Here is a 21,040-nt window from a genome sequence, read left to right as displayed (position 1 = left end):
CCGGTGGGGGCGGGCAGGGCGGTCAGGCCCTCGCTGGCGGCCCGGGTGATCCGGGCGGCGCTCACCTCGGGCGGCAGGCAGATCGCGGCGTAGCGGTCCACGCAGGTCTTGACCACGGCGTGGGCGGCGTGCGGTGCCCAGCCGCGGCTGTCCTCGCAGCAGAGGTCGTCGCCGGTGACCAGGACCACCGGGACGCCGTACTCGTCGGCGAGCAGGGCGTTCATCCGGCCTTCGGAGGCGGGCTCGCCGTTGATCCGCACGGCGGTGATCGTGTTGGGCAGATAGGTGTGGGCGAGCACGCCGGGCTGGCCTGCCCCGGTGTGGTAGCCGACGAAGGCGACCGCGTCCGGGGAGCGGTCGATGCCCTCCATCATGCCGAGCGGCTTGTGTGTGCCGATCAGCAGCCTGGCGCGTTTGTCGAGCCGGTCGAGGAGCAGGTTGCGCTGGTCGGCGTGGGCCTCGTTGACGAGGATCTCGGTGGCGCCGGCGGCGGCGAAACCGGCGATGGCGGCGTTGACGTCGGCGGTGAGGAACTGCCGGTTGTACTCCCAACGGGCGTGACCGGGCTCGCAGTCGTCGGGGAAGGTGACGCCGGTGACGCCTTCCATGTCGGCGGAGATCAGGACCTTCATGCTGACTTTTCCTCGGAGGTGGTGTGGTGGCCGTGGGGACGGATGGTCCAGGTGCGTGTGGTGTTCCGGCGTACCTGTTCGAGGTTCACGTCGAGGCCGATGCCGGGCCGGGAGCGGGGCACGGCGACCATGCCGTCCACGGCGCGGATCGGCGGCGTGACGATGTCGCGCCGGTAGTACTTGTCGGAGCCGGAGACGTCCGAGGGCAGGGTGAAGCCGGGCAGCCCGGCGAGGGCCAGGTTGGCGGCCCGGCCGATGCCGAACTCGTGCATCCCACCGCACCACACCGGCACCCCGGCGTCCAGGCACAGGTCGTGCACCGTCTGCGACGGGCCGAGTCCGCCGAGCCGGGACACCTTGATGTTGACTACGTCGGCCGCGCCCAGGTGCAGCGCGGTGCGCAGCACGTCCGGGGTGGTGATCGATTCGTCCAGGCAGACCGGGGTGTCCAGGCGGGCGGCGAGCCGGGCGTGGGAGAGCAGGTCGGAGGCGTCGTACGGTTGTTCGATCATCAGCAGGCCGCGCCCGTCCAACTCGGCGAACACCGCCTCCTGTTCGGGCCGGTAGGCGGTGTTGGCGTCCACCTGGAGGGCGACGCCGGGGTAGGCGTCCTGGACGGCGCGGACCGGTTCGAGGTCCCAGCCGGGGCGGATCTTCAGCTTGATCCGGCGGTAGCCGTCGGCGACGTGCCGGGAGACCTGCGCGAGCAGCGCGTCGATCGTCGGCTCGATGCCGAGGCTGACCCCGGCGGGCACCGCGTCGGCCTCGGCGCCGAGCAGGTCGGCCAGCGACTTGCCCCGCGACTGCCCGTACAGGTCCCAGCAGGCCATGTCGAGGCCGGCGCGGGCGAAGTGGTTGCCGCTCACCTTGGCGGTGAGGCGGGCCGCGTCCTCGGGGTGCTCCCAGGGCCGGCCGAGCAGCATCGGGGCGAGGTACTCGCCGAGCACCTGCCAGCAGCTCGAGGTGGATTCGCCGCAGTAGTACGGGTCGCTCGGCGAGGCGCACTCGCCCCAGCCGACGCTGCCGTCCTCGGCGGTCGCGCGGACGATGATGTGTTCCAGGTACGTCTTGCGGTGCGAACTGGTCTCGAAGGAGTGGACGAGATCGAGGCGGACCAGCGCCAGCTCGATCTCGGCAAGGGTGACGGTCATGTGCGGGGTTGTCCTACCGTGCGGTGCCCCGATCAGGGGCGAGGAAACGTGCCGGGTGCGGCGGCACGGGGGATGAAGCGGTACGCGGCGAGCCCGTCCGGCAGCCGTACGCAGGAGACGGCGGTGCGGTCGTCGAGCAGCCGGGCGAAGGTGGGCGTGAGGCTGCCGCGCAGCCGGGCGGCGTGCTCCGGGCCGGACTCGGCGCGCAGCCGCAGCCAGTCGTCGGGCAGGACCACGATCCGGTCGTCGCCGTCGTCGTAGACCCGGCCGACGCTCCAGCCGTCCGGCGGCGGACCGGGAGCGCGCGCGGCGGGCCGTGCCGGGGCGTCCAGGTGCCAGGAGACGATGAAGCGGTCGGTGGACTCGCCGGTGGCGGCGCCGAAGCCCGAGGCGCCGTACATCGCGGGCTTGAGCGCGTCCACCACCGCGCCGAGCACGTCCAGGTTGAAGTGCGCGTTGCGGGTCTGCATCGGGTCGTAGGCCCAGCGGATCAGTGTCGTGCCCTCGGCGAGGCAGCGCTCGCGCTGGCCGAGCTTGAGCAGTCGTCCGATGCCGAGGCCCTGGCGTTCGTGTGCCACCACGGCCAGCTGGGAGTACTGGTACAGGCGTGGGCCCTGCCCGTCGGTGCCCCGCTCGCGGGCGAGGAAGCTGTAGGTGAACCCCACCAGCTCCTCGCCGAGATAGGCGCCGACGACCAGGCCGCTGTTGTCCTGCAAAGCGGTCAGCAGGCGTGGGTTGAGGCTTCCGTCGCCTGGGCGCAGGCCCATGACCCGCCCGTACAGCGCGACGCAGTCGGTCATCTCCAGCGGGCCGTCCACGTCACGTACGACCAGCGGCGGACCCGGCCGGGTACCGGCCGTGGACCTCGGTGTGGCCGTCGCGTTCACGACACGCTCGCGAGGTGACACGCGGCCCCGCCGCCCGCCGGCGCCTGCGCCGGCAGGACGGGCAGCGTCCGCCGGTCGCAGCCCGCCTCCGCGCGGCCCGCCGCGTCGAGGCCGGCCCACAGCGGGCAGCGCGGATGGAACCGGCAGCCCTCGGGCACGTCCGTCGGGTCCGGCGGCTCGCCCTGGAGCAACTGGGACCGCCCACCGCGCCCGCCCTGCGCGGACACCACCGACAGCAGCGCCTTGGTGTACGGGTGCTTCGGCGCCAGCAGGACCTCCTCCACGGTGCCCACCTCGACGATCCGGCCCAGGTACATCACCGCCACCCGGTCGGCGATGTTCCAGGCGAGACCCAGGTCGTGACTGACCACGAGGGAGGACAGGCCGAGGTCGCGGCGCAGGTCGAGGACGAGCTTGAGGATCTCGCCGCGTACGGAGGCGTCCAGCGAGGCCACCGGTTCGTCGGCGACGATCACCGAGGGCTCCAGCGCCAGCGCGCCCGCGATCACGACGCGTTGCTGCTGACCGCCGGACATCTCGTGCGGGAAACGCGAAAGGAACTGCTCCGGAGGGCGCAGTCCGGCCTTGGACAGGGCCGTGTGCACGCGCTGTTCGAGGCCGTCCTTCATCCGGTGCAGCCGGGGACCCTCGGCGACCGCGTCGAAGACGTTCTGCCGGGGGTTCAGGGCGCCGCCGGGGTCCTGAAGGACGAACTGGACCTTGCGGCGGTGCGCTTTCAGGGCGGCGCTGGTGTAGCGCAGCGGCACGCCGTCGCACAGCACCTCGCCCGACGTGGGCTCGACCAGCCCGGTCAGGGCGCGCGCCAGGGTGGACTTGCCGCAGCCGGACTCGCCGATCAGGGCGAGGATCTCGCCGCGGCCGAGCTGGAGGTCGACGCCGTCCACCGCGCGGGCGGGGCCGCGGCCGGCCCGGGGCGGGTAGGTGATGTGGAGGTCGCGGACCTCCAGCGCGGGCGCCGTGGCCGCGGCGGGTCCGAGAACCGTGCCCGTGGTGGTGGCGGTCATGAGCGGGCTCCTTCCGCGGACGGTTCGATCTCGTGCCGGGCCGTGGAGATGTTCGGGAAACCGGGCAGCGCCCGCAGGCACGCCGACTGCCGTCCGGGACCGGCCGGCCACAGTTCGACGGGGGTGCTGTCGCAGACCTCGTGCACGTCGGGGCAACGGGCGGCGAAGGGGCAGCCCGCGCCCAGCGCGGACGGGTCGGGCGGGTCGCCGGGCAGGCCGGCCGGCGCCATGCGGGAGGCGGGGTCGCCGATGGTGGGGAAGGCGCGGGACAGCGCCCTGGTGTACGGATGCTCGGGGGCGTCCAGGAGCTGCCGGGAGGGGCCGGACTCGACCAGCTCACCGGCGTACATCACCGCCAACCGGTCGCACATCTGGCCGAGGACGGACAGATCGTGGCTGATCATGATGACGCCGATGCCCTCGTCGCGGACCAGGCCCGACAGCAGGTCCAGGATCTGGGCCTGCACCATCACGTCCAGCGCCGTGGTGGGCTCGTCCGCGATGATCAGGTTCGGGCGGCAGGCCAGCGCCATCGCGATCATGATGCGCTGGCGCTGTCCGCCGGAGAACTCGTGCGGATAGCTGCGCATCCGCCGCGCCGGTACGCCCACCGACTCCAGCAGTTCGCCCGCGCGGGCGCGGGCCTGCTTCTCGGTGGTCCGGCCGCCCTCCTCACCGGCTCTGCGGCCGTGCAGCAGGATCGGCTCGACGAGCTGGTCGCCGATGGTGTGCACCGGGTTGAGGGCGGTCATCGCGCCCTGGAAGACCACCGAGGCCTCCGCCCAGCGCACCGCGCGCATCCGGCTCCACTTGGCGGTGAGCAGGTCCTCGCCCTGGTAGAGCACCTGGCCGGTGACCTCGGCGGCGGCCGGCAGCAGCCGCAGCAGGCTCATCGCCAGGGTGGACTTGCCCGAGCCGGACTCGCCGGCCAGGCCGAGCGTCTGCCCGGCGTCCAGCGTGAGGTCCACCCCGCGTACGGCGGGCACCGTGCGCCCGCCGCTGCGGTAGGTGACCTTGAGGTCCCTGACCTCCAGCATCGCGTTCAACGTGTCTTCACCGACCTCGGGTTGAGAATGGTCTCCACGGCGCGGCCGGTCAGGGTGAAGCCGAGGACGACGATCAGGATGGCGATGCCCGGCGGGTACAGGTACCACCAGGCGCCGGAGGTGACGGCGCCGCCGCTCAGCGCCGAGTTGAGCATCGCGCCCCAGGAGATGCCGGTCGGGTCGCCCAGACCGAGGAAGGTCAGCGTCGCCTCGGACAGGATCGCCGAGGCCACGGTCAGCGTGGAGGAGACCAGGATCAGCGGGGTGACGTTCGGCAGGACGTGCCGCAGCATCACCTGCGGCCCGCCCGCGCCCAGTGCCCTGGCCCGCTCGATGAAGGGCTTGGCCTCCACCGCGAGGGTCTGCGCCCGTACCAGCCGAGCCGTGGAGGACCAGCTCGTGACCGCGATGGCGATGGTGATGGAGGAGGTTCCCTGCCCGATCACCGCCGACAGCGAGATGGCCAGCGGCAGGCTGGGCAGCGCGATGAACCAGTCGGTGAGGTGCATCAGCGCCTTGCCGATCCAGCCGCCGTAGTGCCCGGCGACCAGGCCCACCGCGCTGCCGAGCACCACCGTCAGCACCGTCGCCATCAGACCGATGGACAGCGAGGACCGCGCGCCCCAGATGACCAGCAGCAGGATGGAGCGGCCCTCCTGGTCCGTGCCGAGCGGGTAGCCGTCGGTGGGGGAGTGCAGGGAGGGTCCGTCCACCTTGATGACGTCGAGGTCGTTGCCGGAGATGAACAGCGGCGCGCACAGGGCGAGCAGGCCGAACACGACCAGGATGCCGAGGCCCGCCACGCCGGAGCGGATTCGCACGAAGGACCGTACGAAGTTGCCGAATCCGTTGCGGCGCGGCTTGACCGCGACCGGTGCGACCGCGGCAGCGGGGTCGGTGCTCGCCGATGGTAGGACGGCCACCGGCGGGTCGGCCTGGGTGAGGGGTTCGTGGTGGGTCACTGGGCACGCACCCGGGGGTCGAGGAAGCGGTAGATCACGTCGGCGACGAGGTTCATGAGGATCACCGACGCGCTGAAGACGATGAACGTGCCCTGCAGCAGTGGCAGATCGGGCACCTTCAGGGCCTGGTAGCTGAGCTGTCCCAGGCCCGGCCAGGAGTAGACGGTCTCCACGGTGATGGCACCGCCGAGCACCGTGCCCAGGTGCATGAAGATCATGGTGACCGAGGGCAGCAGGGCGTTGGGGACGGCGTGTCTGCGCCGTACGTCGTCGTCACGCAGCCCCTTGGCCCGTGCGGTGAGCAGGTAGGGACTGCCCAGCTCGTCGATGATCGACGAGCGCATGACGGCCACGTACTGGGCGAAGACGACCAGGACCATGGTCAGGCAGGGCAGGACGAGATGCTCGGCGACGTCCAGGACGTGGTCCAGGCCGCCGGTGATCGCCGGATCGCTCATCCCGCCCGCCGGCAGGAAGCCGGGGAGCGGACCGATGCCCACGCTGAAGGTGATCAGCAGGATCATGCCCAGCCAGAAGGTGGGCACCGACCAGAGCGTCAGCGAGGCGCCGGTGGCGATGCGGTCCAGCCAGCTCCCCTGCCGCCAGCCCGACCTGACGCCCAGCCAGAGACCCAGCGCCACCGAGATCACGGTGGCGGTGCCCATCAGCAGCAGGGTCGGCCACAGCCGGTCCCCGATGAGCGAGCTGACCGGCTGCTGGAACTCCCAGGAGGTGCCCAGATGCCCGGTCACGGTGTCGGTCACGAAGTGGAAGAAGCGTTCCGGCACGGACTGGTCCAGGCCGAGCTGCCGGCGCAGCTGCGCCATCTGCGCGTCGCTGGTCGGCCGGCCGCGGGTGATGGACTGCACCGGGTCGGCCGGCATCAGGCTGAACAGGACGAAGCCGATGACGAGCGTGGCCAGGAAGCTGATGGCCGCGGCGACCAGTTTCGTGGCCAGGTAGCGGGGGAATGCCGAGCCCCGCCGGCGGCCCGCGCCCGGCGCGCCCGCGGCCTTCGCCGCGACCGCGCCGGTGACATCGATGGTGTCGGCCACGGTCTACTCGCGGTCGTCGGAGGAGGAGCGGCGACGCATGAGGAACACACCGCCGGCGGCAAGGACGACCACCGCGGCCGCCGAGGCGCCGATCACCGTGCCGGAGTTGCCGCCGGAGGAGGACGAGGCGTTCGCGGGCGCCGCGTTCAGGTACTGGGCGAGGGAGGGCTGAGGGGGGTAGGCGCCGGTGGAGTCCGCCTTGCCGGTCAGGATGCCGTCCACCCGGTCGGTGCGGTACGCGGCGAGACCGTTCGCGTTGTAGATCATGATGTTCTCGTTGGCCTTGTACAGGATCGCCTGCATCTGCTGCAACAGACCGGCGCGCTCCTTCTCGTCGAAGGCGCTCTGCTGACGCAGGAACAGGTCGTCGTAGTTCTTGTCGCAGAAGAACGAGTCCGTGCTGCCGCCCTCACCCTTGCTGTCGGGCAGCGCCGAACAGGTCTGGATGCCCAGCAGGTACGTCGGGTCCGGCCCGGTCGACCAGGAGTCCATCAGGATGTCCCAGTCGCCCTTGGCCAGATCGGCGTTGAGCTTGGAGGAGCTCATCGCCTGGATGTCGGCCTTGACCCCGATCTCCTTGAACCAGCCCGCGAGGTACGTGGAGACCTTGGCGTCCGCGTCGTCGTCGGAGTGGATGCCGAGGCGGAACTCCAGCTTGCGCTTGGACTTCGGGTCGACCCGGATCCCGTCGGAGCCCTTCTTGTAACCCGCCTCGTCGAGCACGGAGTTGGCCTTGGCCGGGTCGTAGTCGAACTTGTCCGAGCCGGAGGGCTCCCACGCGTACTGCGGCAGGGACGGCGGCAGGTAGCTGGCGCCGACCTTGGCGAGGTTGTCGCGGACCTTCTTCACGATCGTCGCCCGGTCGATGGCGCGCGCCAGCGCCTCACGGACCTTGACGTCGCCGAGCGCCGGGTGACCGGTACCGATCTGCTTGCCGTCACGGGTGCGAGCGCCCCCGTTGACCTCGATGCCGCTCCAGCGGTTGCCGACCGTCTCGTACGCCTTGATGCCGGCCTGGCCCTTGAGCGCCTTGTACTGGACGGGGTTGAGGCCGCTGACGTAGTCGAGCTGACCCGACCGGAGCGCGGCCACGGCGGCGTCCGTGTTCTTGAACGCCTGCTGGATCATGTGGTCGTACTTGGGCGCGCCCAGCACGAAGTCCTTGTTCGCGTCGTACTTGGCGTACTGCTCGGGCTTGTAGTCCGTCAGCGTCCACGGGCCGTACCCGACGACGGGGAAGCTGTCGTTCTTGTAGTTCTTCAGGTCCGTGACGTGCGATTCCCATATGTGCTTGGGCACGATCGGGATGCCCGACGCCGGGACGCTGACCGCGAGCATCGTGGCCTGCGGCTGCTTGGTCCTGACGACCAGCGTGGTGTCGTCCGGCGCGGTGACCGAGGCGAAGTTGGCGACCAGCGAGCCGTTGGCGGTGGCCGCCGTGGAGTTCGTCATGATCAGGTTGAACGTCCAGGCGGCGTCCTCGGCCGTGATCGGCTTCCCGTCGCTCCACTTCAGACCCTTGTGGATCTTGAAGGTCCAGGTGAGCTTGTCCTCGGAGGTCGTCCAGGAGTCGGCGAGGTACGGCTTGGCGGTGCCGTCCTGCTCCACCGTGTTCAGTGCCGGGTAGATGCCCGCGAACACGTCCAGGCTGCCCGCGAAGTAGGCGAGGAAAGGGTTCATGGAGTCGATGCCGATGCCCGCGATCGGCATCCGCAGCGTCCCGCCGCCGTCGTCCGCCGAGGCGCCCGGCGCGGCGGCGATGGCCGCGGCGGTGCCGAGCAGCAGGGAGGTGGCCAGCGCGACGGCCTTGCGGCCGGTTCTGCGCAGAGGGGTGGTCGTGGTCATCGTGAACTTCTCCAGGTGGTGCCGGCGGCCGGGGCCGCGGGGGACGGTGGGGAGGTACGAGTTCTGCTGCGCCATGGATCCGGGTGTGGACCCGGGCGCGGACCGGGCGGGCATGTCAATTCATGTACGACGCATCTATCGGTGCGTGCGGATGGGTGTACGAGGTGCAGCGGGACGGTGTGGATCGGTGCGGACGGAGTGGAGGCCGTCCGGGGGGCCGGTCGGTGTGGACCTGGTGGCGATGCGGCCGGGAGGTTCAGGCCGTCCGGCGGTTCAGGTGGTTCCGACGGTCCAGCCGGTTCGGCGGTTCAGGCGGTTCGGGGTGTCGGGCAGGTCCGGCGGTTCAGGCGGTTCGGGGTGTCCGGCCGGTTCCGGCGGTACGGGGTTCGGTCACCGGTCCGAGCGGACGGTGAGCGGGTCGCTGCGCAGGAAGTCCTCCAGGACCCGCACCCCGAACTCCAGGCTGCTCACCAGGACCTGCTCGTCGACGCCGTGCACGTACCGCCAGGCGTCGAAGCCGGGCGGGGTCAGGCCGGGGCCGAAGCCGTAGCACTGGATGCCGAGCCGGGCGAACGCCTTGGCGTCGGTGCCGCCGGACATGATGAACGGCAGGACCAGCGCCTCAGGGTCGGCCCGGCGCAGCGCCGCCGCCATCGCCGCGAACTCGCGGGACTCGTGGTCGGCGAAGACCGGGGCGGCGAAGCTGCGGAAGGAACGGGAGACCTTCTCGCCGAGCAGAGCGTCCACGGTGGCGAAGAAGTCCTCCTCCGCGCCGGGCAGGACACGGCCGTCCACGCCCGCCGTCGCCTCGCTCGGGATTACGTTGTGCTTGTAACCCGCCTTGAGCATGGTCGGGTTGAGTGTGTTGGCGACGGTGGCCTCGACCAGCTTCGCCGCCTCGCCCAACTGCGCCAGCGACGCGGGATCGGACGGGTCGACCGTGATGCCCAGGTGGGCGCAGAGCCCGTCCAGCAGAGCGGCTACCGCCGGCACGATCCTTACCGGCCAGCGGTGCGCGGCCAGCGCGGCCAGCGTCGTCGCCAGGGTTGCGACGGCGTTGTCCGGGCCGGGCCGGGAGCCGTGGCCCGCCGCGCCGCGCGCGGTCAGGTCCATCCAGGCGCTGCCGCGCTCGCCGACGGCGATCGGGTAGAGCCGGGAGGCGTCCGGCAGATGGAGCGAGTAGCCGCCGGACTCGCCGATGGCGGTGGTCACCCCCTCGAAGAGGTCCGGATGCCGGTCGACGAGGAAGCCCGCGCCCAGCTCGCCGGTGTCCTCCTCGTCCGCGACGAACGCCATCACGACATCGCGCGGCGGACGCACACCCCGGCGCGCCCACGAGCGGGCGATCGCCAGCATCATCGCGTCCATGTCCTTCATGTCCAGCGCCCCGCGGCCAAGAACCACCCCGTCGCGTATCTCGCCGCAGAACGGGTCGAAGCTCCAGTCGGCGGGCTCGGCGGGGACCACGTCCAGATGGCCGTGGACCAGCAGGGCGGGGGCGTCGCGATCCTCGCCCGGGATACGGACCACGGTGCTGGCCCGGCGCGGGGCCGACTCCAGCACGACCGGCTCGTAACCGGAGTCGGAGAGAAGCCCGGCGGTCCACTCGGCCGCCTCCCGCTCGCCGCGGGAGTCGCCACCGCCGTAGTTGCTCGTGTCGAAACGGATCAACCGGGCGCACAGCTCGGTGACTTCCGAGGCAGCCGCGGTGTCCTCGGCGGTGGACGGAGCGGCGCCGTCCTGACGGTGAGAGAGATCGTTCATGCGGAGGGACCAGGTGCTTTCCCGGCGGGGGCCGAGGGGAGACCCTCTGCCGCCGATGGCTCTGCGGGGCGGACTCGCAGAGGTGGGGGAACGATTGGAACGAGGACGGGGCGGCGACGTTCGCCGTGCGGGTGGTGACCGTCGCCGGGCAGGAACGGGAAAGGGGAGTCAGAGGCGTCCGGGTCGGGCGCCGCCGGAGGAGTCGGCGGCGGGCCCCGCGGGGCCGGAGGCGCCGTCGGACGCTAAGGCCCCTGGAGTCGCGTCGGACGCCGCACGGCCGAGGCCGTAGCTGCCCAGGGAGCGGAAGAGTTCCGACCGGCGCTGGCTGCGACGGGCGGCGCCCTTGGCGCCGGCCGCGGCCAGGGCCGCCAGTACATGGGCCGCCGCCGCCACCGCCGTCGGCGAGTGGTGCGGCGACTCGCTGCGCGTGTCCACGGCCAGGACGTGCGAGGCGAAGGAGCACACCGGACTGGTGTAGCTGTCGGTCAGCGCGATCACCGAGGCACCCAGCGCGTGGAACTCCCGCGCCACGTCCACCGTCAGGCGGCTGTAGTTGCGGAAGCTGAACACGACCAGGGCATCGTCCGCGTGCGCGTCGCTGACGGCGTTGACCGCCGCGCCCGTCGCCGGCTGCACCAGGAACACGTCCCGCATGCTGGTGGTGAGGTCGCTGGTCAGCAGCGTGGCGTACCCGGCCGACTTCAGGTCGCCCAGCACCCACCGCCGCCGCGCCCGCAGCAGCGCCGCGGCCGCCACCTCCAGGGCGCCGTTGGCCTGGAGGTCCGCCAGCGTACGGCGGAGGTTGTCCTCCTCCGCGGTGATCATCCGGCGCAGCGCCGACCGCTCGCGCGGTTCGGACCGGGGCTCACGGCTGGTGAACCGCAGATCCGGCTCGGCCAGCCGCAGACCGACCTCCCGGGCCACCAGCAGACGCAGGTCGTCGGTGGAGGAGAATCCGGCCGCCGCGAGCAGTCCGTCCAGATCCGCGGCACTCGCGTCGGCCGCGCGCAGCAACTGACCCGGACGGCGCTCCAGTGAGGCCGGATAGTCCTCCGCCAGCACCGCGAACAGGCGCTGCGCGGGGGGACCGCACAGCTCGGCCGCCGCACGCAGCAGTTCGAGGGTCGGCGTAGGCGCCAGAGGACCGGTCACTGCTCACCCCTCCAGTCGGGCAGCCCACCCCCGGGAAACCGGATGCCGGACTGCGTTTCTGCTGACAGTTAAACTGTGGTGTCAGATTGCTTGATCTAAGCGATGCGTGAGTCTTACTGTCGCCGCATGACCTCGTCAAGAGTCACGGGGGCGGAAAACTCTTCGGCCGATTCCGCCAACCCGGAACAGATTTCACGTCGCTCCCCGGAGCAAGCCGGAAAGCAGCGCGCCGAACCGGGTGCAGGGGGAGGCAAGACCGACCGCACCGGATCCGGCGGTGCCACGACCTCCGACAGCGCCGACACCGGGGACGTGCTCGCCGCCTCCGTCGCTCGTGTGCGCCGGGCCGCCGGCCTCACCCTCAGCGCGGTGGCGGCCAGGGCCGGCGTCTCACCTGCGTACATCTCGCAGATGGAGTCGGGCACCGCCAATCCCACGGTCCGCACCCTCGGCCAGATCGCCGACGCCCTCGGCGCCACCCCCGCCGAACTCCTCGGCGGCGGTGACCGACCCGGTACCGTCGCCGCCGCCCCGGGCTTCGCGCCACGGTTCGCCCCGGCCCCACTGCTCGCCCGGACCGACGGTCATCACGGCATCTTCGACCTCACGGCCCCGGGTGCGAGCCGCATCGGCGCCCGGCTGCTCCACGCCGACCTCGGCGACCACGACCACCCGACCGCCCACGCCGGCGAGGAATTCGTGCTCGTACTCGTCGGCTCCTGCCGGGTGACGGTCGCGGGCACCGCCCGGCTGCTGCGGCCCGCCGACAGTTGCCACCTCGCCGCCACCGACGAACACCACTTCACCGACGCCAGCGACGACCTGCTGATGCTCGTCGTCCTCACCGAGGAGTAGTCCCGTGTCCACCGCTCCCTCCCTGCCCGCACCACGCGCGGGGACCCCGCTGCCCGACGGACTGGCCGCGGCCGCCTCACCCGAGACGGCCCCCGAGGTGTGGCCGCTGACCGCCCGCACCGTCGAGGGCAGGCTGCACGTGGGCGGGGTCGCCCTGCACGACCTGGCCGACGCCTGCGGCACCGCGCTGTACGTCGTGGACGAGGCCGACTTCCGCCACCGGGCCCGGCTGTGGCGCGAGTCCGGCGCGGACCGGGTGCACTACGCCTCCAAGGCGTTCCTGTGCGCGGAGATGATCCGCTGGGTCGACTCCGAGGGGCTGCACCTGGACGTGTGCAGCGGCGGCGAACTCCGGCTCGCCGTGGACACCGGCTTCGACGCCGCCCGGATCGTCTTCCACGGCAACAACAAGTCCGTGGCCGAACTGGAGGCCGCCGTGGCGAACGGCGTCGGCGTCGTGGTCGTCGACTGCCTGGAGGAGATCGACCGGCTCGCGCGCGCCGCCGCGGCGGCCGACCGGGTGCAGGACGTCTACGTTCGCATCGCCCCCGGCGTCGCGGCCGAGACCCACGACTACATGGCCACCGGCGGCGACGACGTCAAGTTCGGCTTCCCGGTGCGTGGCGGCCACGCCGAGCGGGCCGTGCTCGCCGTCGCGGCCCGCCCCTCGCTGCGGCTCACGGGCGTGCACTCCCACATCGGCTCGCAGATCACCGCCACCGACGGGCTGACCCTCGCCGCCGAACGGGTCGCCGCCTTCGTCGCCCTGCTCGCCGAGCGGCACGCGATCACGGTCGAGGAGATCGACCTCGGCGGCGGTGCCGGCATCCCCTATCTGCCGGGCCAACCCCGCCTGGAACCGGCCACGTTCACGTCCGCGCTGCGAGCCGGCCTGGAGCGGGTGCTGCCCGGCTCACCGGTACGGCTCGCCGTCGAACCCGGCCGGTCGATGATCGGCACCGCCGGGGTGACGCTCTACCGGGTCGGTGCCGTAAAGGACGGGCTGCGCCGGCGGTTCGTCTCCGTCGACGGTGGCATGAGCGACGCCCTGCGCCCCTCCCTCTACCTCGCCCGCTACACGGCCTGGACCGCCAACCGCCCCGCCCGGGGCGAGCCGGTGCACGCCGTCGTCGTCGGCCGCCACTGCGAGAGCGGGGACGTGGTCGTGCCCGACATCGCCCTGCCGGAGGACGTCGCCACCGGGGACCTCCTCGCGGTCCCCGCCACGGGCGCCTACCACCACGCCATGGCCAGCAACTACAACGCCCAGCCCCGGCCCGCCGTCGTCGCCGTACGCGACGGCCGCGCCCACCTCATGGTCCGCCGGGAGACGCCGGAGGACCTGCGCCGCCGCGACGCCCACGGCGAGCCGGTGCGGCTGACCACGGGGTGACCCCGCCGGGGCACTGTCCATCGAACCCCGGCCGCCCCCCCAGGCGGATCCAGAGAGACCTTTCGCACACGCGGCCGACGCGCGCCGTCTCCCGCGGCCGCCGCACCCGAGTCGGTACACCGACCCGGAACCGTCCGCCCGGGGTTGGTGAACCCTCGCCACAGTCCTCACCCACGACGGCCCGCCGCCCGCACCGCCGCCCTGCTCGCCCTTCCGCACACGGAGTCACCCCATGTCCAGCACGCCCCACCTGCCCTACGGCACCTGGCCGTCCCCGATCACCGTCGAAGCGGTCGGCGACGCCTCCGGATCCACCTCCTGGCCCTGCGGGGCCGGCGACGAGAACTGGTGGTGCGCCTCCGACCCGGCCACCGCGACCGTACGGCTGCTGCGCAACGCCCCTGGCCACGAAGAGCCCGTCCCCGTGCTCGCCCCCGGCATCTCCGTGCGCAACCGCTCCCTCGGCTATGGCGGCAAGCCGTACTGGGTACGCGCCGCGGAGGCGGCCTCCGACAGCCATCTGCTGGTCTTCACCGATCACCGCGACCAGCGGCTGTACCGCGCCGAGGTGTCCCGCCTCGGGAACGCCGTGGAAGACGGGTTCCCGGCATCCGTCCCCCTGACCCCGGCCGACCCGCCCGACCGGGAGACCTGCTGGGCCGACCCGGTGGCCGGCCCGGACGGGACCGAGGTGTGGTGCGTGAGGGAGACCACGCGCGCCGTCACCGGTCCGCACGACGCCGATCCGGCCGTCCGCACCACCCGGGAGATCGTCGCCGTACCGCTGTCCGGAGCCGCCGCCGACGACCCCGGCGCACTGCGCGTGGTGGCCCGCTCGCACGACTTCCTCTGCGGGCACCGGATCTCCCCGGACGGCAGGCGGCTCGCCTGGATCGGCTGGGACCACCCCCATATGCCCTGGGACAGCTCGGAGTTGATGATCGCCGACCTGCGCGACGGCATCGCGGGCGAGCCCGTCCGGCTGCTCGGCGGCAGTCACGACGCCACCGAGGTCTCCGTCTCCCAGGCCGCTTGGGCAGGCCCCGACACCCTGTATGCCATGGCCGACCCGGACGGCTGGTGGAACCTGCACCGCATCGACCTGGCCACCGACCGGCCGACGTCCACCGCGATCGCCAACGTCCTTCCCCGCCAGGAGGACTGCGCCGGAGCCATCTGGCGGGTCGGCGCGAGCTGGTTCGCCGTCACGCCGTACGGCGTGGTGCTGCCGCACGGCAACGGCGCGCAGCGGCTGTCCCGTTGGTCGCCCGAGGACGGTGTACTGACCGAACTCGCCGACGGGTGGAGCAGCTTCCAGGGCGACCTCTGGTCGGACGGCGAACGGATCCTGGTCCGGGCCGCGGATCCGGCCCGCGGCTCCGCCCTGCTGTCGGTGCCCCTGGCACCCGGCTCCGGACCGGCACTGCGTACCAGGCCCAAGTCCGATGATCCACTGGCCTCTTGGAAGCCCCTGCCCGAACGCCGCACCGTGTACGACGCGCAGGGCCGACCCGTCCACTTCATACTGCACCGGCCCACCCACCCCACCGCCAGCGCACCCCAGGGCGAACTGCCGCCGCTGCTCGTGCAGGTGCACGGCGGCCCGACGAGTGCCGCCGGCGTCACCGCCGACCTGGAGTACTCCTTCTTCACCAGCCGCGGTTTCACCGTCGCGGACGTCGACTACGGCGGCTCCACCGGCTACGGCAGGGCCTACCGCGACCGACTGCGCGGGCAGTGGGGAGTGGTGGACGTCGACGACTGCGTCACCGTCGCCCGCGCACTGGCCGACGAGGGTCTGGCCGACCCCGCCCGCACGGCCGTGCGCGGCGGCTCGGCCGGCGGCTGGACCACTCTCGCCTGTCTGGTCCACACCGACGTCTTCTGCGCGGGCACCGTCCTCTACCCGATCAGCGACCCGGCACGATGGCGGGCCGAGCAGACACACGACTTCGAGTCCCGCTACGTGGACACCCTGGTCGGCACCCTCCCTCAGGACCGGGCCCGGTTCGACATAGTCTCACCCGCCGCGAACGCCGACCGCATCAAGGCGCCGCTGGTGATGCTCCAGGGCGCGGACGACTTCATCTGCCGCCCGGACCAGGCCACTTGCATCGTGGACAACCTGGCAGAACGCGGAGTGTGGCACCGCTTCCTGCTCTTCGCGGGCGAGGGCCACGGCTTCCGCCGGGCCGACAGCGTCCGACGCTCCCTGCTGGCCGAGGTCGCCCTCTACCGAGAAGTCCTCGGCGCCCGGATCGCCCCCGACGTTCCCCTGCACGCCGACGCCCCGCTCGGGGGACACACAGACGGGCCATGACATCAGCGACAGCGGGCGCGTCACCGGCCTGCCCCGCGCTGAGTACGTCCCAGTTCGGCTCCTCACCGGCGTCCGCCTGTGTCAGAAGCGCGGTGAATATCCGGGATGCGGGAGCCGTCACCCGAGGACCCTCGATGGCTTCCTGACGGACGCCGCTCTGGGGCTGACGGGTCCGGCCGGCGGCCGTGTTCAAGCTCTTCGAGGGAGCGGTTACGGTTCAGGGGTCGAGTCACTGACATCCACTACTCCACCCGGAACGGCAGCGCTGAGGTCACCTTCATGAGCGGCCCAGATACCGGATTGCGCCTGCGGCAGCGTGTGCGCCGGGGCCGGTCCGCGACGCCTTCACCCGCGGCAAGGCACTGCTCGGACGCTCAACTTCCGTGATCTCAGATCCGGTCCGTGAGATCTTCGGCGTACACCTGTGACAGTGGCTGCGGGCCGACGTACTGCTGGCAGTTGCACTGTCCTGCCTCGTAGCGCAGCGGCTTCTTGTTCTCGTCCCAGGCCGTCGCGACCTCGACGCGCTCATGGCAGCGGCCCTGTTTGTCATGCTTGGCCAAGTGGTGCGTGCACCCGCACAAGGGTTCCGGTGTTTGGTGTGACGCCTCGACGGCGATACGTTCCTGCTTCTCCACGTCCATCAACTCAAGTTTCCGCTCGTGCCGGTTGCGCAGCGCGGTACGGACGGTGTCGGCCACCCAGGCGAAGCCACCCGTCCAGAAGAGGATCAGCACCCACCAGAACCAGTCCATCATCAGCCCTTTCCCCCTGCGCGGCCATGCCGCTGGCTGCCGTTGATTGACGTTGTTGCCAGGTACACGTGCACCGAGGCATCCGAGTTCAGAATAGAGCGTGTCCCGCCGGCCGGCCTCTGGGCTGGTCGGACGTCGCCGGGGGAGATCAGCTCTGCCGCAACGCCGCCCGGAGCGTGTGCAGTTCCTCGGGATCGGTGACGACCGGCCGGGGCCGGGCCGGGGGAGTGCGGCGGGCGCGTCCTCCCCCGGCTGACGGGGCTCGCGGTCAGGAGGCGGGCAGTTCCGCGCGGATCGTACGGGCGGCGGCGACGAGGTTCTCCAGGGCGGCGCGGGTCTCGGGCCAGCCGCGGGTCTTCAGGCCGCAGTCGGGGTTGACCCACAGGCGCTCGGCGGGAATCGCCTTCAGCCCGGTACGCAGCAGCTCGGCCGCTTCCACGGTGCCCGGGACACGCGGTGAGTGGATGTCGTAGATGCCGGGTCCGGCCTCGCGCGGGTAGCCGTGGGCGGCGAGTTCGCGGGCGACCTGCATGCGGGAGCGGGCGGCCTCCAGGCTGATGACGTCGGCGTCGAGGTCGTCGATGGCCTGGACGATGTCGCCGAACTCGGCGTAGCACATATGGGTGTGGATCTGGGTGTCCGGGCGTACGCCGCTGGTGGTGAGCCGGAAGGCCTCCGTGGCCCACGCCAGATACGCGGCGTGGTCGGCGGCTCGCAGGGGCAGGGTCTCGCGCAGGGCGGGCTCGTCCACCTGGATCACCGAAGTCCCGCCCGCCTCCAGGTCGTTCACCTCGTCGCGCAGGGCGAGAGCGACCTGCCGGGCGGTGTCGGCGAGGGGTTGGTCGTCGCGGACGAAGGACCAGGCGAGCATGGTGACGGGGCCGGTGAGCATGCCCTTGACCGGGCGGGAGGTGAGGGACTGTGCGTACGTCGTCCAGCGCACCGTCATCGGCTCGGGGCGGGTGATGTCGCCGGCCAGGACCGGCGGGCGGACGTAGCGGGTGCCGTAGGACTGGACCCAGCCGTGCTGGGTGGCGAGGTAGCCGGTCAGCTGCTCGGCGAAGTACTGCACCATGTCGTTGCGTTCGGGCTCGCCGTGCACCAGGACGTCGAGGCCCGCCTTCTCCTGGAAGGAGATCACCTCGGCGATCTCCGCCTTGATGCGCTCCTCGTAGCCGGTCGTGTCGATGCGTCCGGCACGCAGATCGGCGCGGGCGGTGCGCAGTTCGGCGGTCTGCGGGAACGAGCCGATGGTGGTGGTCGGCAGCAGCGGCAGGCCGAGGTGGCCACGCTGGGCGGCTGTCCGCTCGGCGTACGGCTGGGAGCGGCGCGTGTCGGCCTCGGTGACGGCGGCGGCCCGGGACCGTACCGCCGGGTCGTGGGTGATCGGCGAGCTCGCTCGGGAGGCGAGGTCGGCACGGTTGGCGGAGAGTTCACCGGTGATGGCGTCGGTGCCCTGGGCGAGACCCTTGGCGAGGGTGACGATCTCGGCGGTCTTCTGCCGCGCGAAGGCGAGCCAGCGCCGGATCTGTGGGTCGATGTCGCGTTCGACGGAGGCGTCGAGCGGGACGTGCAGCAGGGAGCAGGAGGCGGCCACGTCGACCCGGTCGGCCAGCCCCAGCAGGGTACCCAGGGTCGACAGGGACTTCGAGAGATCGTTGATCCAGATGTTGCGGCCGTCGACGACCCCCGCGATCAGGCGCTTCCCGGGCAGTCCGCCGACCGCGGCGAGGTCGTCCAGGTTGGCGGCGCCGGCCGCGGTGAAGTCCAGAGCCAGACCTTCCACCGGGGCCTGGGCGAGGACGGGCAGGGCCTCGCCGAGCCGGCCGAAGTAGGAGGCGACCAGCAGCCTGGGCCGGTCGGTGAGCGCGCCGAGATCCCGGTAGACGCGGGCGGCGGCGTCGAGTTCGGCCCGGGTACGGTCCTGGACCAGGACGGGCTCGTCGAGCTGCACCCACTCGGCGCCGGCTGCGCGCAGGTCGGCCAGGACCTCGGCGTACACCGGGAGCAGCCGGTCGAGGAGGGTGAGCGGCTCGAAGTCGGCGGGTGCGCCCGGGGCGGGCTTGGCCAGCAGCAGGTAGGTGACCGGGCCGACCACGACGGGCCTGGCCGTGAGGCTCAGAGCGAGGGCTTCCTTGAGCTCGGCGACCTGCTTGGCCGTATCGGCGGCGAACACCGTGTTCGGGCCGAGTTCGGGGACCAGGTAGTGGTAGTTGGTGTCGAACCACTTGGTCATCTCCAGCGGCGCGACGTCCTGGGTGCCACGGGCCATGGCGAAGTAGCCGTCGAGCGCGTCTGCCTCGACGGCGGCCCGGTGCCGCTGCGGGATCGCGCCGACCATGACGGTGGTGTCCAGGACGTGGTCGTAGTACGAGAAATCGCCGGTCGGGACCTCGTGGACGCCGGTGTCGGCGAGCTGCCGCCAGTTCGCGCGGCGCAGCTCTGCGGCGGTGTCCTGGAGCGCGGCTGCGGTGACGCGGCCCTTCCAGTAGCCCTCGATGGCCTTCTTCAGTTCCCGGCCCTGTCCCTGGCGGGGGTAGCCGTACACGGTCGCCCGTACTGCCGCTGCTGCGGACTTCGCTGTCACGGAGATCTCCTTCGCGAGACGATTCCCTGAGATCCCGGCGACGGGACGAGAGCGCGAAGGAGTGACGGAACCGGACGGAGGCGACCTTGCGCGGCACAGCGCGGTCTTCCGCTCGGTATGTACGCCGACCCACCCACGAGGTCACCGGGATGTCCGCGCGCGGAGTGGTCCGCACACGGGCAGTCGGCAGGTCTTCGGACTCACGGGCACGCCCTCCTGACCGGAGGACACCTACTGGCCGTCGCTTCCCAGACCCGATACGTCGGGTCCAGTGCGTATGACGGCGGTCGTTCCCGCTCACCGCTGCGGGGCAGTCCCGGATTCCCACCGGGTTCCCTCTTACGACGCATCCCGCCTGGCGGACGGGGCGAACCAGCTGCACGAGCCAGCCTAAAGGGACGGCCGCGAGTCCGGAGGGTTGCTTCCCACATTCGGATGGTGAGCCGACACACGCGGCTGACAGGTGTGAAACCGGCGCCACCGCCTACCTGCTGGGCGTCAGCACCCGCCGGGCGTCGCAGGCCAGCATGAGCACGTCGCCGACGCCGGGCTGAAACAGCTTCATTCGTGGTCGCGGAGGAAGGTAGGGATCTCGTCGCGGGTCGGGTAGTTCGGCAGGGGTGCCGGCTTGCCCTGAAGGAACGCTGTGATGACGGCGGCGGCCCGGTCGTTGTTGTCGTCGAGGCCGTTCCACATGTGGTGTCCGACTCCGGGCATGTACTGCGTGCGCTGGATGGCGGGGTCGTCGGCAAGGACGGTGGTCTCCCATTGGCGGACCTGGGAGGAGCACTCGGCGATCATCAGCATCGCGGGGGTCCGGGAGCGCTTCAGCTGCGGGGCGATGGAGGGGGAGTCCTTGACCGTCTGCTGGATGCGAAGGCTGGCGGCGGGGCTGAAGGAGAAGTTCCGCACGGTGTCTTCGGCGGGGATGCGGTGCGCGTCGCGCGCGCAGTAGGCGGATGCGGTGTCGCTGCCGAGGTCGGCGGCGGTGAAGGCGTTGTCGCCCTCGGCCTGTCCGATCAGTGCGGTGTCGGGGGTGAGGAGTCCGAGTCGCATGAGGCCGAAGGCCACGGCGTACCGGGGGACATGCGTCGATCGCGGTCCGGTCATGGCCGGCGCGAGGCCCCGTGCGGATTCTCGGCCCTTGTGCCCGGTGGTGTGTGCGGTGGGGCCGTCCATGGGGCCGGGCTCGGCGATGATCGCCCGGTGCAGGCGGGCGGCGGCGCTCGGGTCGGCCAGGGCTCGGGTGAGCACGACGCCGCCTGAGGAGAATCCGAGGATGTCGACCTTTCCCTTGTCCAGGCGGTCGACGAAGGCAGTGAGGTCGCGGACCGACCTGGAGATCGTGTACTGGTTCATGGGGAGCAGGTCGCTGCGTCCGCCGCCGGCCTGTTCGTAGGCGTAGACGTCGTAGCCCTGGCGTGCCAGGAGTTGCAGGAACCGGTGGTCGAGCACCGAGATGCCGCGGACCGGTCCGCCGTTGAGGTACACGAGCGGGACGGGGTGCCGGGGGCCCTGGTTCGCGGGCGCCAGCTCCAAGTATCTGTCCGTGGGCGCCACTTCACTCGGCTGGGGGCCGCAGGGCCTGGGCCTCGGCTACCCGTCCGGCCC

16 protein-coding genes and 1 riboswitch are annotated in these 21,040 nt (G+C 71.8%); of the genes, 3 read left to right on the top strand and 13 right to left on the bottom strand.

Annotated elements, in window-relative coordinates; genetic code table 11:
* The 10 genes from FNH09_RS31755 to FNH09_RS49920 all read right to left on the bottom strand — a co-directional run.
* Nucleotides 1–632: M55 family metallopeptidase (locus FNH09_RS31755; RefSeq protein ID WP_152893356.1), on the bottom strand; the 632-nt coding region annotated here is incomplete at its 3' end.
* Nucleotides 629–1,783, bottom strand: coding sequence for an o-succinylbenzoate synthase (gene menC / locus FNH09_RS31750; protein ID WP_152893355.1), 1,155 nt, complete (start codon nt 1,781–1,783; stop codon nt 629–631). The genes menC and FNH09_RS31755, both read right to left, overlap by 4 nt.
* Before the next feature lie 32 nt (nt 1,784–1,815).
* Entirely contained in the window at nt 1,816–2,670 is an 855-nt protein-coding gene (locus FNH09_RS31745; protein WP_152893354.1) for a hypothetical protein, read from the bottom strand.
* The gene (locus tag FNH09_RS31740; protein WP_152893353.1) at nt 2,667–3,695 is read right to left on the bottom strand and encodes an ABC transporter ATP-binding protein; all 1,029 of its coding nucleotides are present in this window, start codon (nt 3,693–3,695) and stop codon (nt 2,667–2,669) included. Before FNH09_RS31740 ends, FNH09_RS31745 begins: the two co-directional genes overlap by 4 nt.
* Nucleotides 3,692–4,732: an ABC transporter ATP-binding protein gene (locus tag FNH09_RS31735; RefSeq protein ID WP_202919790.1), complete on the bottom strand. Its 1,041-nt coding sequence runs from the start codon at nt 4,730–4,732 to the stop codon at nt 3,692–3,694. Before FNH09_RS31735 ends, FNH09_RS31740 begins: the two co-directional genes overlap by 4 nt.
* A gap of 5 nt (nt 4,733–4,737) precedes the next feature.
* Complete coding sequence (locus FNH09_RS49925; protein ID WP_338017738.1) at nt 4,738–5,703, bottom strand: ABC transporter permease; 966 nt, start codon at nt 5,701–5,703, stop codon at nt 4,738–4,740.
* Nucleotides 5,700–6,758: an ABC transporter permease subunit gene (locus tag FNH09_RS31725; protein WP_162469385.1), complete on the bottom strand. Its 1,059-nt coding sequence runs from the start codon at nt 6,756–6,758 to the stop codon at nt 5,700–5,702. The genes FNH09_RS49925 and FNH09_RS31725 overlap by 4 nt, the downstream gene beginning before the upstream one ends.
* Nucleotides 6,759–6,761: 3 nt before the next feature.
* Entirely contained in the window at nt 6,762–8,678 is a 1,917-nt protein-coding gene (locus FNH09_RS31720; protein ID WP_238427225.1) for an ABC transporter substrate-binding protein, read from the bottom strand.
* 315 nt (nt 8,679–8,993) lie between these two features.
* Nucleotides 8,994–10,367 carry a M20/M25/M40 family metallo-hydrolase gene (locus FNH09_RS31715; protein ID WP_152893351.1) on the bottom strand — a complete coding sequence of 458 codons (1,374 nt, stop codon included), beginning with the start codon at nt 10,365–10,367 and terminating at the stop codon, nt 8,994–8,996.
* Between the two features lie 168 nt (nt 10,368–10,535).
* Nucleotides 10,536–11,519 carry an SIS domain-containing protein gene (locus FNH09_RS49920; protein ID WP_152893350.1) on the bottom strand — a complete coding sequence of 328 codons (984 nt, stop codon included), beginning with the start codon at nt 11,517–11,519 and terminating at the stop codon, nt 10,536–10,538.
* Nucleotides 11,520–11,645: 126 nt separating this feature from the next.
* Between FNH09_RS49920 and FNH09_RS31705 the strand changes: the two genes are divergently transcribed.
* From FNH09_RS31705 to FNH09_RS31695, 3 genes are all read left to right on the top strand, one after another.
* Complete coding sequence (locus FNH09_RS31705; protein WP_162469384.1) at nt 11,646–12,374, top strand: helix-turn-helix domain-containing protein; 729 nt, start codon at nt 11,646–11,648, stop codon at nt 12,372–12,374.
* A gap of 4 nt (nt 12,375–12,378) precedes the next feature.
* A complete protein-coding gene (gene lysA, locus FNH09_RS31700; RefSeq protein WP_162469383.1) occupies nt 12,379–13,767 on the top strand; it encodes a diaminopimelate decarboxylase in 1,389 nt (462 codons plus the stop codon).
* 232 nt (nt 13,768–13,999) lie between these two features.
* Nucleotides 14,000–16,087 (top strand): prolyl oligopeptidase family serine peptidase, encoded by a 2,088-nt coding sequence (locus FNH09_RS31695; RefSeq protein WP_152893348.1) that lies wholly within the window; start codon nt 14,000–14,002, stop codon nt 16,085–16,087.
* Between the two features lie 389 nt (nt 16,088–16,476).
* Here the strand turns inward: FNH09_RS31695 and FNH09_RS31690 are convergent, their stop codons facing one another.
* The 3 genes from FNH09_RS31690 to FNH09_RS31680 form a co-directional block, all read right to left on the bottom strand.
* Nucleotides 16,477–16,842, bottom strand: a complete 366-nt coding sequence (locus FNH09_RS31690; RefSeq protein ID WP_152893357.1) for a hypothetical protein — start codon at nt 16,840–16,842, stop codon at nt 16,477–16,479.
* 268 nt (nt 16,843–17,110) lie between these two features.
* The gene (metE, locus tag FNH09_RS31685; RefSeq protein WP_162469382.1) at nt 17,111–19,429 is read right to left on the bottom strand and encodes a 5-methyltetrahydropteroyltriglutamate--homocysteine S-methyltransferase; all 2,319 of its coding nucleotides are present in this window, start codon (nt 19,427–19,429) and stop codon (nt 17,111–17,113) included.
* Between the two features lie 168 nt (nt 19,430–19,597).
* A riboswitch (cobalamin riboswitch) is annotated at nt 19,598–19,821 on the bottom strand.
* Nucleotides 19,822–19,990: 169 nt separating this feature from the next.
* Nucleotides 19,991–20,968, bottom strand: coding sequence for an alpha/beta fold hydrolase (locus FNH09_RS31680; RefSeq protein WP_238427224.1), 978 nt, complete (start codon nt 20,966–20,968; stop codon nt 19,991–19,993).
* Nucleotides 20,969–21,040: the final 72 nt, after the last annotated feature.

Source organism: Streptomyces adustus (assembly GCF_009377175.1).
In the GTDB taxonomy this organism is placed as follows: Bacteria; Actinomycetota; Actinomycetes; order Streptomycetales; family Streptomycetaceae; genus Streptomyces; species Streptomyces adustus.
Note: the sequence above shows the minus strand (reverse complement) of the source record. Positions and strands in the feature narration are given on the sequence as shown.

Bases quoted from the DNA above. Each gene is read 5' to 3' on its own strand.
- menC (WP_152893355.1), bottom strand. From the start codon at position 1,783: ATGACCGTCACCCTTGCCGAGATCGAGCTGGCGCTGGTCCGCCTCGAT.
- FNH09_RS31740 (WP_152893353.1), bottom strand. From the start codon at position 3,695: ATGACCGCCACCACCACGGGCACGGTTCTCGGACCCGCCGCGGCCACG.
- FNH09_RS31735 (WP_202919790.1), bottom strand. From the start codon at position 4,732: ATGCTGGAGGTCAGGGACCTCAAGGTCACCTACCGCAGCGGCGGGCGC.
- FNH09_RS31720 (WP_238427225.1), bottom strand. From the start codon at position 8,678: ATGGCGCAGCAGAACTCGTACCTCCCCACCGTCCCCCGCGGCCCCGGC.
- FNH09_RS31715 (WP_152893351.1), bottom strand. From the start codon at position 10,367: ATGAACGATCTCTCTCACCGTCAGGACGGCGCCGCTCCGTCCACCGCC.
- FNH09_RS31705 (WP_162469384.1), top strand. From the start codon at position 11,646: ATGACCTCGTCAAGAGTCACGGGGGCGGAAAACTCTTCGGCCGATTCC.
- FNH09_RS31695 (WP_152893348.1), top strand. From the start codon at position 14,000: ATGTCCAGCACGCCCCACCTGCCCTACGGCACCTGGCCGTCCCCGATC.
- FNH09_RS31690 (WP_152893357.1), bottom strand. From the start codon at position 16,842: ATGGACTGGTTCTGGTGGGTGCTGATCCTCTTCTGGACGGGTGGCTTC.